This window comes from Rhizobium sp. SG2393 (genome assembly GCF_042610495.1).
Taxonomy (GTDB): Bacteria; Pseudomonadota; Alphaproteobacteria; order Rhizobiales; family Rhizobiaceae; genus RU20A.
In genome coordinates this window covers 22,182-38,586 of record NZ_JBHGAP010000008.1, presented here as the reverse complement: position 1 = coordinate 38,586, position 16,405 = coordinate 22,182, and the positions used below count along the sequence as shown (strand labels likewise).

At 64.4% G+C, this 16,405-nt stretch carries 22 protein-coding genes; 14 read left to right on the top strand and 8 right to left on the bottom strand.

Translation table 11 applies throughout. The features are described 5' to 3' along the window. Nucleotides 1–6: 6 nt before the first annotated feature. The 5 genes from ACED18_RS15795 to ACED18_RS15775 all read left to right on the top strand — a co-directional run bounded on the left by ACED18_RS15795 (nt 7) and on the right by ACED18_RS15775 (nt 4,026). Nucleotides 7–897, top strand: a complete 891-nt coding sequence (locus tag ACED18_RS15795) for an ABC transporter permease subunit (RefSeq protein WP_377293939.1) — start codon at nt 7–9, stop codon at nt 895–897. Then, a complete protein-coding gene (locus ACED18_RS15790) occupies nt 897–1,745 on the top strand; it encodes a hypothetical protein (RefSeq protein ID WP_377293937.1) in 849 nt (282 codons plus the stop codon). The genes ACED18_RS15795 and ACED18_RS15790 overlap by 1 nt, the downstream gene beginning before the upstream one ends. After that, entirely contained in the window at nt 1,745–2,599 is an 855-nt protein-coding gene (locus ACED18_RS15785) for an ABC transporter ATP-binding protein (RefSeq protein ID WP_377293935.1), read from the top strand. Before ACED18_RS15790 ends, ACED18_RS15785 begins: the two co-directional genes overlap by 1 nt. Next, complete coding sequence (locus tag ACED18_RS15780) at nt 2,596–3,423, top strand: dipeptide ABC transporter ATP-binding protein (protein ID WP_377293933.1); 828 nt, start codon at nt 2,596–2,598, stop codon at nt 3,421–3,423. The genes ACED18_RS15785 and ACED18_RS15780 overlap by 4 nt, the downstream gene beginning before the upstream one ends. 258 nt (nt 3,424–3,681) lie before the next feature. Continuing rightward, nucleotides 3,682–4,026 (top strand): RidA family protein, encoded by a 345-nt coding sequence (locus tag ACED18_RS15775; protein ID WP_377293931.1) that lies wholly within the window; start codon nt 3,682–3,684, stop codon nt 4,024–4,026. A 93-nt stretch (nt 4,027–4,119) separates the two neighbouring features. Here the strand turns inward: ACED18_RS15775 and ACED18_RS15770 are convergent, their stop codons facing one another. Further along, nucleotides 4,120–4,521, bottom strand: a complete 402-nt coding sequence (locus tag ACED18_RS15770; RefSeq protein ID WP_377293929.1) for a hypothetical protein — start codon at nt 4,519–4,521, stop codon at nt 4,120–4,122. 230 nt (nt 4,522–4,751) lie between these two features. On the opposite strand from ACED18_RS15770, the gene ACED18_RS15765 reads away from it, so the two are divergent. Both ACED18_RS15765 and ACED18_RS15760 read left to right on the top strand, forming a co-directional pair. Then, nucleotides 4,752–4,925 carry a hypothetical protein gene (locus ACED18_RS15765; protein WP_377293927.1) on the top strand — a complete coding sequence of 58 codons (174 nt, stop codon included), beginning with the start codon at nt 4,752–4,754 and terminating at the stop codon, nt 4,923–4,925. Nucleotides 4,926–5,113: 188 nt separating this feature from the next. Next, complete coding sequence (locus tag ACED18_RS15760; protein ID WP_377293925.1) at nt 5,114–6,250, top strand: AI-2E family transporter; 1,137 nt, start codon at nt 5,114–5,116, stop codon at nt 6,248–6,250. 137 nt (nt 6,251–6,387) lie between these two features. On the opposite strand, the gene ACED18_RS15755 is transcribed toward ACED18_RS15760, so the two are convergent. Further along, nucleotides 6,388–7,185 (bottom strand): response regulator, encoded by a 798-nt coding sequence (locus tag ACED18_RS15755; protein WP_377293923.1) that lies wholly within the window; start codon nt 7,183–7,185, stop codon nt 6,388–6,390. Between the two features lie 261 nt (nt 7,186–7,446). Between ACED18_RS15755 and ACED18_RS15750 the strand changes: the two genes are divergently transcribed. Further along, entirely contained in the window at nt 7,447–7,659 is a 213-nt protein-coding gene (locus ACED18_RS15750) for a NepR family anti-sigma factor (RefSeq protein WP_377293921.1), read from the top strand. Nucleotides 7,660–7,757: 98 nt separating this feature from the next. Here the strand turns inward: ACED18_RS15750 and ACED18_RS15745 are convergent, their stop codons facing one another. Further along, a complete protein-coding gene (locus ACED18_RS15745) occupies nt 7,758–8,006 on the bottom strand; it encodes a glycine zipper domain-containing protein (protein ID WP_377293919.1) in 249 nt (82 codons plus the stop codon). Between the two features lie 65 nt (nt 8,007–8,071). After that, nucleotides 8,072–8,224, bottom strand: a complete 153-nt coding sequence (locus ACED18_RS15740; RefSeq protein WP_149738324.1) for a DUF3309 family protein — start codon at nt 8,222–8,224, stop codon at nt 8,072–8,074. 218 nt (nt 8,225–8,442) lie between these two features. Between ACED18_RS15740 and ACED18_RS15735 the strand changes: the two genes are divergently transcribed. Next, nucleotides 8,443–8,772 (top strand): hypothetical protein, encoded by a 330-nt coding sequence (locus ACED18_RS15735; protein WP_377293917.1) that lies wholly within the window; start codon nt 8,443–8,445, stop codon nt 8,770–8,772. A 124-nt stretch (nt 8,773–8,896) separates the two neighbouring features. Here the strand turns inward: ACED18_RS15735 and ACED18_RS15730 are convergent, their stop codons facing one another. Continuing rightward, entirely contained in the window at nt 8,897–9,106 is a 210-nt protein-coding gene (locus tag ACED18_RS15730; protein WP_377293915.1) for a hypothetical protein, read from the bottom strand. Nucleotides 9,107–9,387: 281 nt separating this feature from the next. Between ACED18_RS15730 and ACED18_RS15725 the strand changes: the two genes are divergently transcribed. The 3 genes from ACED18_RS15725 (at nt 9,388) to ACED18_RS15715 (ending at nt 11,528) form a co-directional block, all read left to right on the top strand. After that, nucleotides 9,388–9,552 carry a DUF1328 domain-containing protein gene (locus ACED18_RS15725; protein WP_149738321.1) on the top strand — a complete coding sequence of 55 codons (165 nt, stop codon included), beginning with the start codon at nt 9,388–9,390 and terminating at the stop codon, nt 9,550–9,552. Nucleotides 9,553–9,709: 157 nt separating this feature from the next. Then, entirely contained in the window at nt 9,710–10,216 is a 507-nt protein-coding gene (locus ACED18_RS15720) for a TIGR00645 family protein (RefSeq protein WP_377293912.1), read from the top strand. A gap of 58 nt (nt 10,217–10,274) precedes the next feature. Beyond that, the gene (locus ACED18_RS15715) at nt 10,275–11,528 is read left to right on the top strand and encodes an NAD(P)/FAD-dependent oxidoreductase (RefSeq protein WP_377293910.1); all 1,254 of its coding nucleotides are present in this window, start codon (nt 10,275–10,277) and stop codon (nt 11,526–11,528) included. Nucleotides 11,529–11,592: 64 nt separating this feature from the next. Here ACED18_RS15715 and ACED18_RS15710 read toward each other — a convergent pair whose 3' ends face one another. After that, nucleotides 11,593–12,144: a hypothetical protein gene (locus ACED18_RS15710; protein WP_377293908.1), complete on the bottom strand. Its 552-nt coding sequence runs from the start codon at nt 12,142–12,144 to the stop codon at nt 11,593–11,595. Between the two features lie 198 nt (nt 12,145–12,342). Here ACED18_RS15710 and ACED18_RS15705 point away from each other — a divergent pair, with 198 nt between their 5' ends. Next, a complete protein-coding gene (locus ACED18_RS15705) occupies nt 12,343–13,503 on the top strand; it encodes a fumarylacetoacetate hydrolase family protein (RefSeq protein WP_377293906.1) in 1,161 nt (386 codons plus the stop codon). Here the strand turns inward: ACED18_RS15705 and prmB are convergent. Continuing rightward, complete coding sequence (gene prmB / locus ACED18_RS15700) at nt 13,500–14,435, bottom strand: 50S ribosomal protein L3 N(5)-glutamine methyltransferase (RefSeq protein WP_377293904.1); 936 nt, start codon at nt 14,433–14,435, stop codon at nt 13,500–13,502. The two genes, ACED18_RS15705 and prmB, sit on opposite strands and share 4 nt — an antisense overlap. Before the next feature lie 314 nt (nt 14,436–14,749). On the opposite strand from prmB, the gene ACED18_RS15695 reads away from it, so the two are divergent. Beyond that, nucleotides 14,750–15,493, top strand: coding sequence for a pseudouridine synthase (locus ACED18_RS15695; RefSeq protein ID WP_377293902.1), 744 nt, complete (start codon nt 14,750–14,752; stop codon nt 15,491–15,493). 4 nt (nt 15,494–15,497) lie between these two features. On the opposite strand, the gene ACED18_RS15690 is transcribed toward ACED18_RS15695, so the two are convergent. Beyond that, nucleotides 15,498–16,370 carry a DMT family transporter gene (locus tag ACED18_RS15690; RefSeq protein ID WP_377293900.1) on the bottom strand — a complete coding sequence of 291 codons (873 nt, stop codon included), beginning with the start codon at nt 16,368–16,370 and terminating at the stop codon, nt 15,498–15,500. Nucleotides 16,371–16,405: the final 35 nt, after the last annotated feature.

Below are 16,405 nucleotides of genomic sequence, written 5' to 3'. Positions count from 1 at the left end.
TTCGCCATGGCCACCGTCGACACCGGCACCGTGCCCCCCTCCGGCCTTTCGGAGTTCTGGTACTATTTCTCGCGCAACAAGGGCGCCGTCATCGGGCTGGGGATCTTCCTCGTCGTGCTCTTCGTCGCCGTCTTCGCGCCCTTTGTCGCGCCGCATGATCCGAGCGGGCAGAACCGCGACATCCTGTTGCTCCCGCCGGTCTTCATGGAAGGCGGCCAGTGGGCCTTCCCGCTCGGCACCGATGCGGTCGGGCGCGACATCCTCTCGCGCCTCATCTACGGCGCCCGCTTCTCGCTCTTCATCGGCGTCGTGGTCGTCACGCTGTCGGTGCTCTCGGGCGTGCTGATCGGCCTCGTCGCCGGCTATTTCCGCGGCTGGGTCGATACGACCATCATGCGCGTCATGGATATCATTTTGGCCTTCCCGTCGCTGCTGCTCGCCCTCGTGCTGGTCGCGGTGCTCGGTCCCGGTCTCGTCAATGCCATGATCGCCATCGCGCTCGTCAACCAGCCGCATTTCGTGCGCCTGACGAGGGCGGCCGTGATGACGGAAAAGACCAAGGACTACGTCATCGCCTCGCAGGTGGCCGGTGCCGGCACGCTGCGGCTCATGTTCCTGACGATCCTGCCGAACTGTCTCGCACCCCTCATCGTGCAGGCGACGCTCGCCTTCTCCGCCGCCATCCTCGATGCGGCGGCGCTGGGCTTCCTCGGCATGGGCGCCCAGCCGCCGACGCCGGAATGGGGCACCATGCTCGCCGAAGCCCGCGAGTTCATCCAGCGCGCCTGGTGGGTCGTCACCTTCCCGGGCCTTGCCATCCTCATCACCGTTCTCGCCATCAACCTGATGGGCGACGGCCTGCGCGATGCGCTCGATCCCAAGCTGAAGAGGTCGTGATGCTCTGCACGCTGCTTCTTCAGAGCGGGGGAGGGGCCGTCGTCGCCGCGCTGATCGCGACGACGGTGGCGGCTGCCGGCTGGCTCGGAAAGAGCCTGATCGGCGGCATGCTCCACTATCTCGCCGTCTGGGGTGCTGAACTCGAGCGGCTGATTGCGCTGCGGGCCGAAGTGTCGGGAAACGTAAAGGCCCAGACGGCCTATGCGGACGACCGGCTCGTGGCGCGGCTGCGCCATCGCTACGAGACGGAGCCGGATTACCGTCACTTCATTCCGCTGGTTCGCGAAAACGCCGCCTTCGATCAGATCCGCAAGGACATCACCCGTCTGCCTGAGCAGCCGCTTCAGGCCGTGATCGACTATTACAAGGCCAGCGCCCAGTTCGACACGCTGCTCGCCGCCTTCGAAAGCGAACGCTACGAGGCGCTGGGCACCGATCGCAAGGTCGAGATTTTTGCCCAGGCCGTTGCCTCAGCCAAGATCGTGGTCTCGGAAGGAAACGTCACGCTGAACGCATTGAATGCCAGCATCGATCGGCGCCGCTTCTATCGCGGGCTGCTCGTCGCCTGCTCGATCGGGCTTGCGGTTCTGGCTGGCAGTTTCGGTCTGTCGCTGGCGCAAGGCCTTCCGGCTCTCACGCGGTGCCCGGCTGAGGTGCCAGGCGAGCCGGGCGCGCTGGCGCCGGGTCAGATCAGCGGTGGCAGAATGGGCGGTCTCATGGAAGGATCTCCTGTTAGCCCCGAACGTCCTGCATTCTATATCGTAATCGCGCATGCCGCAATCAACCGCGTGGGGGCATTGCCCCGCCTGTTGCCGGCCATGACGCCTCAAAAGGGGAGACACGCCTGATGTCCCTTCTCGAAATCAAGAATCTCGTCGTCGAGTTCGATACCGCCACCGGGCCCTTCCGGGCCGTCGATGGCGTGTCGCTGTCGGTCAATGCGGGTGAAGTGCTGGCGATCGTCGGCGAATCCGGCTCCGGAAAATCGGTCTCCATGCTGGCGGCCATGGGCCTTCTGCCCTGGACCGCGAAGGTCTCGGCCGATGTGCTGACCTTCAACGGCCGCGACATGCTGACCATGTCGGCCTCCGAGCGCCGCAAGATCATCGGCAAGGAGATCGCCATGATCTTCCAGGAGCCGGTCGCGAGCCTCAATCCCTGCTTCACCGTCGGCTTCCAGATCGAGGAGGTCTTGAAGCAGCACACCGATCTCGGCAAGAAGGCGCGCCATGACCGGGCAATCGAGCTCTTCAGGCTGGTGGGCATTCCCAATCCGGAAGATCGTCTCGCGAGCTTCCCGCACCAGATGTCGGGCGGCCAGTGCCAGCGCGTGATGATCGCCACCGCGCTTGCCTGCAATCCGAAGCTCCTGATTGCCGACGAGCCGACGACCGCGCTGGACGTGACGATCCAGAAGCAGATCCTCGATCTCCTGATGAAACTGCAGGCCGAGCATGGCATGGGCCTCATCATGATCACCCACAATATGGGCGTGGTGGCCGAAACCGCCGATCGCGTGATCGTGCAGTACAAGGGCCGCAAGATCGAGGAGGCGGACGTGCTGACCCTCTTCGAAAACCCGAAGAGCGCCTATACCCGCGCCCTTCTCTCGGCACTTCCCGACAATGCCACCGGCGATCGCCTGCCCACGATCGGCGAATTCCTGACCGACAAGGACATTTTCGAAGGAGCGGTGCGATGACCCCGGTGCTCGAAGCCAGAAACCTCGTGCGCGACTATCACGTGGCCGGCAGCCTCTTTAAGCCCGCGCGCACGGTTCACGCCGTCAAGGGCGTCAGCTTCACGGTGGAGCAGGGCAAGACGCTCGCCATCGTCGGCGAAAGCGGCTGCGGAAAATCGACGCTGGCCCGCATGGTCACGATGATCGATGCGCCGACGGCCGGCGAGATGTTCGTCGATGGCCAGAAGGTGGATATCGCCACGCAGGCCATGACGCCGGAGTTGCGTCGCAAGGTGCAGATCGTTTTCCAGAACCCCTATGGCACGCTGAACCCCCGCAAGAAGATCGGCGACATCCTCGGCGAGCCGCTGGTCATCAACACCGCCCTATCCGCCGCCGACCGCAAGGACAAGGCGATGGCGATGCTGAAGAAGGTGGGTCTGGAGGAGAAGCATTACGCGCGCTACCCGCACATGTTCTCCGGCGGCCAGCGCCAGCGCATCGCCATTGCCCGGGCGCTCATGCTCAATCCGCGCCTGCTGGTTCTGGACGAGCCGGTCTCGGCCCTCGATCTGTCGGTGCAGGCGCAGGTCCTGAACCTGCTTGCCGACCTCCAGGACGAGTTCAGCCTCACCTATGTCTTCATCAGCCATGATCTGTCCGTCGTGCGCTATATCGCCGACGATGTCATGGTCATGTATTACGGCGAGGCGGTCGAATATGGCAGCCGCGATGCCGTCTTCTCCGATCCGCAGCACGCCTATACCAGGACGCTGTTTGCCGCGACCCCGCGCGCCGATGTCGAGAGCATTAGGGCGCGGCTTGCCCGCAAGTCCGCCGCCTGACCGGCGCGCGCGACTGGCTGCGTCTCGGCGTCGCTGTCCGTCATCGGCTGTTTGCCTGTGGGCAAGGCCGGCGCGGCGCGCCTCGACCAGTCGCGGCAGTTTGCATTGACGGCGGAATCCGCTAGAGGAGCGGCAGCCGGGCAAAAGCGCCCGGCGCCGCCACCCGGACGGACGCGCGCACCAGCCGCCGGCCGCCGAAAACCGCACCATTCGCGTGGTCCCGGAGCCAGCCGGTCCCGCGCCGAGCAGGAAAAAACCATGTCCATCACGCGCTATGAAGTCGGCCCCCGCATGAGCCAGGCCGTTGTCCACAACGGCATTGCCTACCTCGCCGGCCAGGTCGGAGAAGCCGGCCATGACGTCGCAACCCAGACCGCGCAGGCTCTGGCAGAGGTCGATCGCCTGCTCGCGCTCGCCGGCACCGACAAGACCAAGATCCTCACCGCCCAGATCTGGCTCGCCGACATCGCCGATTTCGCCAAGATGAACGCCGTCTGGGACAAGTGGGTGCCCGCCGGCCACACGCCTGCCCGCGCCACCGGCGAATCGAAGCTCGCAGCCCCGGAATATCTGGTGGAAGTCATCGTCGTCGCCGCCATCTGAGGCTGACAGCGACGGAAATGAGAAAGGGCCCGCCGACTGGTGGGCCCTTTCGATTCACCGGTCATTGCTCCGTTGGAAGAGCGCCTCCCGGCTTCAGTTTCCGATGCGCGCCACGCCGGTCTGGCCGTTATCGCGCACCCATTTGACCTTGCCGGGTTCGGTGCGGCTGAGTTCGAAGCACATCGGCGCGCCGTCATACCAGACGTTGAACTGCTGGCAGAGGCGGTCGCCGTCGATCCACCATTTGCCCTTGTCCTTCGGGGCGATGAACTTGCCGAGGCCGAGCGCCTGTCCGTCGCCGTCGACGACGCCATTGGTGCGATAGTTCAGCGGAAACTCTCCGCCGACCGGCGCGGCGAGATAGATGGTCCGACCCACAATGTCGCGGCGGATGTCTTCGGCGCTCAGCCGCCCGGTGTCGGCATGGGCGCTTGCGGCCAGCATGGAGGCGAGGGCACCTGCGGAAAGCAGGGCATGAAGCAGGGTCTTCTTCATCGGTGTTCTCCGTGTTCACGTGCGTGTCGGGTCATCCGGGGTTTCGGCAGCCCGCAATGCTGTCATTTGATCCGGGATACGCGCAGAAACGATTGCGGATCACTGAAAGTTTCGTGACAGTTGATATTTTCCCGACAAAGGCCGCCAGTGGCAGGGAGGAACGGGAACCATCCGTTCTGCCGTGCGTTTAAGGGCATCTTCATACATTACAGCACTCAGGAGGATGCCCCATGCTCTACTGGATTCCCCGGATCATGCTCGCCATTGTTGCCGCTGCGATCCTCGTTTTCGGCCTTGTGCCCGACAGCGTCTCTGGCATTGCCAACATCCTTCTTGTCATGCTCGCCGGCGCTGGCGCGCTGTCGCTGACGCTGGCGGTCTTTCCGCCGGAAGAACAGCGCTGACCGTCGCTGCGGTGCGGGTACCCGGGCGCTGATCGGCGAGACGAAAGCCGATTGGCGCTCCGGCTTTTGTGCCGCAGCCCAATCCTGCCGGTCCGCGTTTCAAAGCGGCGGGATAACGCTCAGGCGCAATGATCAATGAGGGGTAGTCCTCCGACGGGCATCAGGCCGGTGGAGGCGAGGGGATCAAGATGAATTTGATGAAGCGGTTGCGCGGCGGGCGGCCCGTTCCGGCAAGTGGTCTGGAGCCGGAAACGGCACCGGAGACGCCTTCCAGACGGCAGGTAACCATCCGGCGCGACGGCTTCGACTACGCCGTCATCTGGTCGATTATCGGCCTTTTCGTGCTCGCGGCTTCGGCAGCTGTCTACACCATGAAGCCTGTGTTGATGCCGGTCACCATGGCCGTCGTCGTCGGAACGGTGCTGGGCGCGGCGGCCGACAGGCTGGGTCGCTTCGGCATTCCCCCGGTACTGGGTGGCCTGACCCTCGCTCTGCTCCTGGCATCCGTCACACTGTTTCTCGTCAACCGCCTCGCCGACCCCGTCGCCAACCTCTTCACCCAGGCGCCGCAAATCCTCGAAGGCACGTTGCAGCGGCTTCAGCCACTGCTCGGGCGGGTCCGCCTTTGGGAATTGACGGCGGGAAGCGGCGGCGATGACAAGGTCATGACCGACATGGTCATGCAGCATGCGGGCACGGTGGTCAGTTTTGCCGCGAGCGGCGTGACGCCCGCCATCATCCAGATTCTGGTTTTCATCGCCGCGCTCGGCCTCTTCCTCATCGGCCGGGTCGAGCTGCGCAAGACCCTGATCATGGCAAGCGCCCATCGCGAGCGGCGCCTTGCGGCCATCCGCATCATGAACGCCATCGAGGCGGCGCTTGGCTTCTACTTCTCCACGGCCAGCCTGATGTATGCAGCGCTTGGCGTCGTCACCATGGGCATCGCTTTCGTCGGCGGGCTGGCGCTCGCGCCGATCTGGGGCTTTTTCGCCTTTCTCTCCAGCTTCGTGCCCTATCTCGGCGTCACCGTGATGACGCTGGCGCTGGCCGCCGGCGGCCTGATGACCCATGATGCGCTGCTGATCGCGCTTTTGCCGGCCATCGGCTTCTTTCTTCTGCATCTCGTCATGGAAAACCTTCTGATGCCGTCGATCCTCGGCAGCCGGCTGGAGGTTAACCCCTTCATCATCTTCACGGCCATCATCTTCTGGACCTGGATGTGGGGTGCGGTCGGCGCCATGCTCGCCATGCCGCTCTGTCTGATCGCGATGACCATCTTTGAAGAGGTGCGCCCGAAGCCACCGGAGCGCCAGCTGCCGGGCTGAGGCAGGCGAATTCGTTCACGAAAAAACCGGCCCCGCGAGAGGCCGGTTTTCGTGTCTTGAACGCGGCTTGAAGCGTCACGCCGATCAAACCCGATCTGCACTTCAGGCCACCTTGGCCGAAGCGCAAACCGGCGCCTTCAGGCTTGCGCCGTCTTCGCATTCTCATCGAAGAACAGAGCCTGGCTGATCAGCGCCCGCACCATGTCCGGGTTGAAGGGCTTGGTCACCAGGAACGCAGGCTCCGGCTTCTCGCCTGTCAGCAGCCGTTCCGGAAACGCCGTGATGAAGATGACGGGGATCGTCGCCGATGTCAGGATGTCATTGACCGCGTCGATGCCGGAGCTGCCGTCGGCGAGCTGGATATCGGCCAGCACCAGCTTCGGCTGCGTCCGGGTGAAAAGATCGACCGCCTCGGTATGCGTGCGCGCAATGCCCACCACATTGTGGCCGAGCCCGCGCACGAGGTCTTCGATGTCGAGCGCGATCAGCGGTTCGTCCTCGATGATCATGACCGTGGTCGCCACCTGTTCCTTGATGGCGCGGGCGGCACCGTCAAGCTGAGCCTCCACGGCCTCCAAGCTCTCGTCCAGAATGAGCGCCGCCTCGGCTGCGCTGAAACCTTCGACAGACACCAGCAGGAAGGCCTTGCGTGTTTCCGGAGACATGCGGGCGAGATTGACGGAAGCCTTCTGCTCCCAGCCGAAGGGCGAGGAGACGGCCGGCTCCTCGATCGACAGCGTCGGAAACACCCGGCAGAAGAGCTGGAACGTGTTGATGCGGTCGTCGGAATGCGTGGGAAACAGGCCGATATCGGCAATCAGCGCTTCCAGCACCCCGGCCACATAGGCGTCTCCCACCGTCTGCGACCCTGTCAGGGCGCGGGAAAAGCGGCGCAGATAGGGGAGGTGGGCGGCAATACGCATAGAAAGTGACATTTTGTCTGTCCTCGCCTAGACATCTTTATGATCTTCAAAACAATCGATGTCATGATCCGCCGCGGATCACTTCAAATCGTTTTGACCATGTTTTGGTGGCGAAGGAAAGTTGGTTTGAACGCCGTTTTCCACCCTGCGCCGAAGCCGGCGTGGAAGGGCTGGAGCGTGCGGGCCAGGTCGCAAAAGGACCGGGAACAATGCCGCCCTTGAGATGTTGGCAGGCGTGATGCAAAAGCGAAGGGGACGAAAGGAGCCAGCAGCATGACGGACAGCAACGGCAGGCCTCGCGCAGGTTCGATCCCGGCGGGCAAGACGGGCGCGGACACGATCTTCCCGCCAGGCGACGCCAATCGCGACATCGCGCTGCGCCTCAAGGCCCTCTATGACGACGTCGAAAACCAGCCGATTCCGGACATGTTTCTCGACCTCCTGGAAAAGCTGGACGCAGCCGAGGCTGCCGGGCGCAAATCCTGACGAGGCGGCGCTATCCGCCATGCCGATCCGATTATCGGCCCATAAAAAACCCCGGAAGCGACTGCTTCCGGGGTTTTTGCTTAGTCCCTTCGGACCGATCAGCAGGCGTCGACGTAGCGGCGGCCGTAGCGATCGCGGTAGTAGCAGCGGCCCGGCTCGTTGGCATTGCCGATCAGCGCGCCGGCGACACCGCCGACAGCGGCACCGACGGCAGCACCGCGCACGTTACCCGTCACGGCGCCACCGATGATGCCGCCCGAGACGGCACCGATGCCGGCGCCCCGTTCGGTCTGGCTGCAGGCTGCCAGCGGCAGGATAAGGGCGGAGACGAGGAGGATTTTCTTCATGTTCGGGTTCCTTTCAGGACGCGACGAGGGTTGAGCAGGCACTTCCGGGTAGTTTCACTGTGGGCTTAGATGCGGCCCATCAGAATGAGGATAAGCAAAATCACGACGACAAGGCCGAGACCACCCGAGGGACCATAGCCCCAGGAGCGGCTGTGGCCCCAGGTGGGCAGGGCGCCGATCAGCAAGAGAACGAGAATGACGAGAAGGATGGTTGACATGCGGTACGCTCCCTATGCTCCGGCTTTGAAACTCTTGTGCCGGCATCGTTTCTTGCCGCAATAACGATCCATCAAGGAATTTGTTCCCGCACGGCCACAATCACGTCAACTTTCGGTCTGCAGCCCTCGCGCGCTGTTGAATCGCGCGCCGTCCGCGCGCGGAACCTCTGTCTCGCCTGCAACGTTTGAACGGCAAATCCCTGATGTGGAGAGCCGCCATGGAACACGTTGCAGCCATTCTCCTTCTTGTCGCCTGCGGTGAGTCCAACCTCGATTGCCGCGAAATACCTGCCCCGCTCGAAGCCTACGAGACTGTCGCCGATTGCCGTGCCGACCTGCCGGCGGCAAGCCGCGAGGCGTCACGTCTTGCGCCGCGCATCCACGGCGCCTGCGTCAGCATCGATCCCGCCATGATCTACGACAATCTCGAGATCGTCTGGGACGTGACGCCGGCCGGAAAGCTCGATGTCTCCGTCAAGGTCGATCACCCCGCCATCGTAGCGCATGCGGACCACGCCGTGCCGCGGGCAACCGCGCTGTCGAAATAGACGGCCGGCCGGCGCAGAAGCCCGCAAAAGAAGAGCCGGGGCGCCGCGTCGATGATGCCCCGGCTCTTTTTCTATCCATGTGCCGCGCGATCCGGCGAGATCGTTGAGGGGCTTCTGAAGCCCTTCAATGATCCCGCGGCTTGCGGTTCTTGATTTCCGCGTCGGCAAGACGTCCCAGCAGGCCTTCGAAGTCCACCACGGCCTGGCCGTCCGTGCTCTCGGACATCAGATGGCGCAGCGTGTGCGCGATGGGTGCATTGCCGCTCTCCGTGCGCGACACGGGGCGTCCGGCTTCGACAGCCGATTTCCATATCTGTTTGACGGGCAGGGCCATGATCATTCGCCTTCAACACTGTTACCGATACGTGATTGACTGCTTCTTCTTTCATCTTGGTAGCCGCTCAACGTATCCCCGGGGACGATGGTTCCCGCATGCCTGCTCTGCATGTGCCGAACAGGGTCAAATGCCGTCGATCATGGTTAAGTATGCGTTAATTTAAGATGGAAGAGGGATATGGGGCAGCCGTTCAAAAAGAATAGAGCGACGGGAAGCCGGAACAAAATGCCGCAGCCGGCGTTTTGCTGTCATCAATTACGGACCCCAAGGAGAAACACATGCTTTACTACGCTCTCGTCTTCCTCGTCGTGGCCATTATTGCCGGTGTACTCGGCTTTGGCGGCATTGCGGGCGCTTCGGCCGGCATTGCGCAGATCCTCTTCTTCCTGTTCCTGGCCTTCCTGGTCATCTCGCTCGTCGTCGGTCTTTTCCGCCGGGCGTAAGGGCCTGATAGCAACAGACGGATGTCTGGCAAGGGGCGGTGCGACAAGCACCGCCCCTTTTGCATGGCGTCATTGCGGGACACCCGCTTGCGGCGTTCTGAAGCCTTGGCTAATCATGGCCGCATGTTTCGCACCTGCACAATGATGGCCGGGACCCATGAAATCGCTCGAACTCCTTGTTGAACGCATTATCCTGTCCAGCCGCTGGCTGCTCGTCATCTTCTACCTCGGTCTTGTCGCCGCGCTCGGCATCTACGCCGTGTCCTTCCTCTTCAAGCTGTGGAAGGTGGCGGCGCAGATCTTCGTCTACGACGAAGCCGACATGATCCTTGCCATGCTGGGCCTGATCGATGCCGCGCTGGTCGCGAGCCTCATCGTCATGGTGATGATCTCCGGCTACGAGAACTTCGTCAGCCGCTTCGACGAGGGCGAGAAGGAGGGGGAAGTCTCCTTCCTCGGCAAGCTCGACGCCGGCAGCCTGAAGATCAAGGTCGCCTCTTCGATTGTCGCCATCTCCTCGATCCATCTCCTGCAGATCTTCCTCAACACCCAGCAGTACACGGCCGACCGGCTGATGTGGGCAACGATCATGCATCTGGCCTTCGTCGCCTCTGCCGTGTTGCTCGGCTATCTCGAGCAGATCATGGCGAAGCTGAAGAAATAGACGACCGCCGTGGCCGCGCCGGCCCGTGCTGGGCAGGCGCGTTGGAAGGGAAACCATCATGAAGACAGACGTCATCGTCCTTGGCGCCGGCATTGTCGGCATTTCCACCGCGATCCACCTGGCCCGGCGCGGAAAGAATGTCGTGCTCGTCGATCGCCGCGGCGCCGGCGAGGAGACCTCCTTCGGCAATGCTGGTCTCATCCAGCGCGAGGGCGTGTTTCCCTATGGCTTCCCGCATGATTTCGGTGCGCTGTTCCGTTACGCGCTGAACAACACGATCGACGCGCATTATCATGTGCGCGCGCTGCCCGGCCTCATTCCCTTTCTCGCGCGCTACTGGTGGCACTCCGGCTTCACCCAGCATCAGGCCATCGCGCGGCTCTATGCGCCGCTGATCGAAAACTCCGTCACCGAACATGCCGATCTCATCAACGCTGCCGGCGCCGGCCATCTCATTCGCCATGATGGCTGGATGAAGGTGTTTCGTACCGAAAAGGCCCGCGACGCCGCCTATCGGGAAGCCGAGCGCCTGTCCGCCGGTTTCGGCGTCAGCCACCAGAAGCTGTCCACCTCCGAACTCAAGACCATCGAGCCGGGCATCCGGGCCGAGCTGGTCGGCGGGCTGCGCTGGAGCGATCCCTGGTCCATTCGCGATCCTCACAGCCTCAACAAGGCCTATCTCGCCTATTTCGAATCTCTGGGCGGTCGCCTCGTATCCGGCGATGCCGCGACGCTGGAACACGTTCTGGAAGGGGCCGGCTGGCGCGTCGCCACGCCGGAGGGGCCGGTCGAGGCGCTGGAGGTTGTCGTTGCCCTCGGCCCCTGGGCAGATACAGTGACCCGCAAGCTCGGCTATCGTTTCCCGCTCGCCGTCAAGCGCGGCTACCACATGCATTACGGCACCGCCGACAATGCGACCCTGAACAACTGGGTGCTGGATGCCGAAAAGGGCTATTTCCTCGCGCCCATGCTGCGCGGCATCCGCCTGACGACCGGCGCCGAATTCGCCCATCGCGATGCGCCGAAGACGCCCGTGCAGCTCACCCGCGCCGAACGCGTTGCCCGCGAATTCTTCCCGCTCGGCGAACGCCGGGATCCGGAGCCTTGGATGGGCGCGCGCCCCTGCACGCCTGATATGATGCCAATTATCGGCAAGGCCCCCCGCCACCAGGGCCTCTGGTTCGCCTTCGGCCATGCCCATCACGGCATGACGCTCGGCCCCGTCACGGGACGCGCGCTTGCTGAAGTCATGACGGGAGAAAAGACGGTGATCGACCTCGCGCCCTACCGGCCGGAACGCTTTCTGGCATAAATAAAATCCACGACAAAAAGCCGCGCCTGATCGGGCGCGGCTTTGTCGTTCCATCGGCCTGAGGTTACTGGCCGTTGCTAAGCGGCTGTCCCTGGCCACTGGTGGCCGGAGCGGTGTCCGTCGGCGTGGTGCCCGTGGTCGGTTCCGTGGTGGAAGCCGGGGGCGTGGTGGTCGTCGGAGCCGTGTCCTGCGGCGTCGTGCCGGTGGTCGGCTGCGCAGCGTCATTGGTGGCCGGCGGGGTCGTCGTGGGCTGTGCGCCCGTGGACGGGACCGTGCCGTTGTCGGTTGAGGCGGCGGGCGGTGTCGTCGTCGTCGACTGCGTGTCGGTCGCGGCCGGCTGGGTTGCCGTGTCGCTTTGGGTCGCGACTTCCGCCGGATACCAGGCGATCAGCGCCAGGATGAGACCGGCGGCCAGCACCACGAGGATCGGCCAGCCACTGCGCCCCGGGCGCGTCTCCACGGCGTTGTAGACGTTGTTTTCAACGGGGCGCTGCGCCGTGTCGCCCGGAATGCGGCGATCAATCGGCGCGCCCGTAACGGGGTCGATCGTGGTGCGGACTTCCTCGGCGGCGAGGCGGTCACGACGGTCCTTGTCGGGCCTGACATGCTCGTTCATCGGATGTCTCCTCTGTTCGTGGACGGCCTCATGCCGTTCCCTTGAACGGCGTCATGCCGTTCTCCTGTGACAGCCAACGTGCAATTCCGGCCATTGTTCCCGATCTTGTGATGCAAAAAGGTGCAGCCCGGCGTCTTTACAGGCTCCCATCACCCTGCAACATGGCGCCGCCGGACGCCGGCATCGGGAGGAAAGACCATGGCAGGATATACGAGCGACCTCTTCAACAGCGGCCATTTCGTCGGCCGTGTGCACCGTCCGGATCGCGCCGGGCCGGCACTGGTAGCGCTCCGCGCCGGCCGCGTTATCGACATCACCACGCGCGCCCACCCCACCATGCGCGACCTGCTCGAAACCGACGATCCCGTGGCGGTTGTCGATGCCGCCGATGGCGAGGATCTGGGCGCTATCGACGATCTGCTGGCCAGCGCCTTCGAGACCGCAGGCGACCCAAAGCGCCTGCACCTCCTTGCCCCGTGTGATCTCCAGGCCGTCAAGGCCTGCGGCGTCACCTTCGCCCGCTCCATGATCGAGCGTGTCATCGAGGAAAAGGCGGCGGGCAATGCCACGCTCGCCGCATCGATCCGCACCCGCGTCACCGCCATCGTCGGCGACAGCCTTCGCGACCTCAAGGCCGGTTCCGAGGAGGCCGCCCGCGTCAAGGCGACGCTGATCGAGGAGGGCGTCTGGTCGCAATATCTGGAGGTCGGCATCGGCCCGGATGCGGAGGTCTTCACCAAGGCGCCGGTTCTCTCCGCCGTCGGCCATGGCGCCAGCGTCGGCCTGCATCCGGTGTCCACCTGGAACAATCCAGAGCCGGAAATCGTGCTCGCCGTCGACAGCCGCGGTCGCGTTAAGGGTGCCACGCTCGGCAATGACGTGAACCTGCGCGATGTCGAGGGTCGCTCGGCGCTCTTGCTCGGCAAGGCCAAGGATAACAATGCCTCGGCCGCCATCGGCCCCTTCATCCGTCTCTTCGACGCCACCTACGGTATCGATGACGTGCGCCGGGCCGATCTGTCGCTGAGCGTGGAAGGGGAGGATGGGTTCGTGATGGACGGCACGAGCACGATGCGCGAGATCAGCCGCGATCCGCTCGATCTCGTCGCCCAGACCATCGGCGACCACCACCAGTATCCGGATGGCTTCATGCTCTACATGGGTACGCTGTTTGCGCCCATTCAGGATCGCGACGTCAAGGGCCAGGGTTTCACCCACAAGCGCGGCGACCGCGTCACGATCAGCAATCCCGAGCTCGGCAGCCTCGTCAACATCGTGCGCCTCTCCACCGAATGCCCGCCCTGGACCTTCAGCATCGCCGACCTCATGCGCAATCTCGCGGCGCGGGGACTTCTTTAATCCTCCACGCCGAGGTCTTCAGCCGAGATCCAGAACACCGCGTCCTGGGATTCGGCCGTCTCGATCCAGTGGAATTCGAGCTCGGGGAACTCCTCTTCGAGGATTTCCCGGCCGGAGCCGATTTCACACAGAAGTCCGCCGCCGGGGTTCAGGTGGTCGGCGGCCTCTTCCAGAATCCGCCGCACCAGGTCCAGCCCGTCCTCGCCGCCATCATGGGCCATCACCGGCTCGGCGCGGAACTCCGGCGGATAGCCGGCCAGCGCCTCGTGGTCCACATAGGGCGGATTGGTGATGATGATGTCGTAGCGCCGGCCCTTGAGCGGCGCGAAGAGATCGCCCTGCAGCAGACGCACCTGCTCGCCTACCTCGTGCTCGGCGACGTTGAGCTTTGCCACGTCCAGCGCATCGGCCGAGAGATCGACGGCATCCACCTCCGCCGCGGGAAAGAACTTCGCGGCGAGCACGGCAAGACAGCCGGACCCGGTGCAGAGATCGACCGCGCTTTCCACGGCCAGCGGGTCCGGCAGGAAGCCGGAACCGTCTTCGCCCAGATATTCGGTGAAGAGGATCTCGCCGATGTGCGAGCGTGGCACGATCACCCGCTCATCCACGTGGAAACGCACGCCCTGGATATAGGAACGGCCAGTGAGATAGGCGCTCGGCTTGCGCGTCGTCACCCGCGCCTCGATGCGCTCCGCCATAAGACGCCGCTCGTCGGGCAGCAGCCGGGCGTCGAGGAAGGGATCGAGCACGTCGATCGGCAGGTCGAGCGAATCGAGCAGCAGGAAGGCCGCGTCGTCGCTCGCCGTTGTCGTGCCATGGCCATAGCTGAGATCGGCGGCATTGAAGCGCGAAATCGCGTAGCGCCAGTAGTCGCGCAGCGTCAGAAGCTCGGTGGTGATGGCGTCCAGCGTCGGGGAGGAATGGGTCACGGGTCTCGTCTCGCTTCCAAATTTCGGCCGCGTCCCTTATTGCCGAGGGAGGAAAGCGAGGCAAGCGGTGCGCCGCGCCTTTGGATGTGGAAACGAAAGGGCGAAAGCCGTCGATGAAGGACAGTCGCAGACAGCCATCCGGGAGAGAGACGCGCCGGGATGTCGGCAAGGCGTCCCGTGGGCCGTCGGGCAAGAACGCGAGTGGCAGCAACGACGCCGGAAAGTCCGGTGCGGCCAAAGCCAGTCCCGGAACGTCCGCAGCGACGAAGGCCGGCACCGCGAAGCGGCCACCCGCCGCAGCCTCCGGGCGCCCCGTGGCAGCCCCGCCCAGCAGGCGCGTCACCCTGCCGCGCGCCCTGTCCAAACGCGGCTTCTGCTCCCGCACCCAGGCCGAAACGCTCATCCGCGCCGGCCGCGTCAGCATCGACGGACGCGTGGAGACCGACATCGAGGCCTGGGTCGATCTCGATACGGCAACGATAGCGGTCGATGGTCAGGCGATCGCCGCCGAGGCCCCTGTCTATCTGATGCTGAACAAGCCGCGCGGCCTCGTCACCACCCGCCATGATCCCGAGGGACGGCCGACGGTCTTCGACTGCCTGACCGGCGTTTCCGCAACGCATCTCTCGCCGGTCGGCCGCCTCGACAAGGCAAGCGAGGGCCTGCTCCTCTTCACCAACGACACCGTCTTTGCCCAGGCGCTGCTCGATCCCGAAACGCACCTGCCGAAGACCTACCACGTGCAGATCGACCGCCAGGCCGACGAGGCCTTCCTCGCCGCCCTCAGGGCCGGCGTGACCCATGCGGGCGAGCGCCTGACGGCGGTCAGCGTCACGGCCCTGCGCGCCGGCGAGAAGACGGCATGGCTCGAAATCGTCCTCGACGAAGGCCGCAACCGCCAGATCCGCCGGATGCTGGAAACCCTCGGGGCCGAGTGTCTCCGCCTCGTGCGCGTCGCGATCGGCACGCTGCCCCTTGGCGATCTTGAAAAGGGTGCGGTGCGGGCGCTGACGGATGCGGAAGTGGCAATGCTGAAGCGGCAGATGCGGATGCGATAGAGGCTCAGCCGCGCACGACCATGATGATGCCGGCAAGCGAAACGCCCAGGCCCACCACCATCATCAGCGACAGCGGCTCGCCGAACAGAAGGAACGCCCAGATCATCGTCACCGGCGGCGACAGATAGAGCACGGCCGTGACGCGCGCCGGCGATGTCGTCTTCAGTGCGAAGTAATAAAGGCCCCAGGCCGCGAAGGTCGCGATGAAGGCGAGCCACAGAACGCCGCCGATGAAGCCAGCTTCGAGCAGCGGCGCGACGCGGCCTTCATGCCAGGCAAAGAGCGCGAAAACCGCCGCCGCCGCGAGGCATTGGATGCAAAGGCTTTGGTGCACGGGAAGGCTGGTCGCTGCGCTCCGCCTCAGCAGCAGCGTCACGAAAGCAAGCGATAGGGTACCAAGCAGCGGCAGGCCGTAGGCCCACAAGGGCACGTCGCCGGCATGAAGGGAACTGCTGGAGGCCGCCAGGACGCCGATAAAGCCGAGCGCCGTGCCCAGCCATTGGCGACCGCTCAGGGTCTCGCCCAGCACCGGCCATGACAGCAGCGCGACGGCCAGCGGCAGCATATCGGTGATCAGCGCCGTCAAGCCGGTGGGAACACCGTGCTCGATCGCAAGCGCAAACCCCGCGAGATAGAAGGCCATGGCGAAGACGCCGAAAACCGCCTGGGTGAGGGCGGCCCGCCATGGGATCGGCGGGCCGATCGTCAGCGCGAATGGCAGCAAGATGAGCCCCGACACAAGGCTGCGCCAGAGAAGTATGAGGAAGAGCGGCGCGTGATCGATCGCAAATCGGACGCCCACGAAGCCGCCGCTCCAGGATATCACCAGCAGCGCTTCCGCCAGAAGCGTGATCGCCAGCCCGCGGCGAGCCGTCATGGGCCCGGCGGGCGGAAGGGGATGGGTGCCAGCAC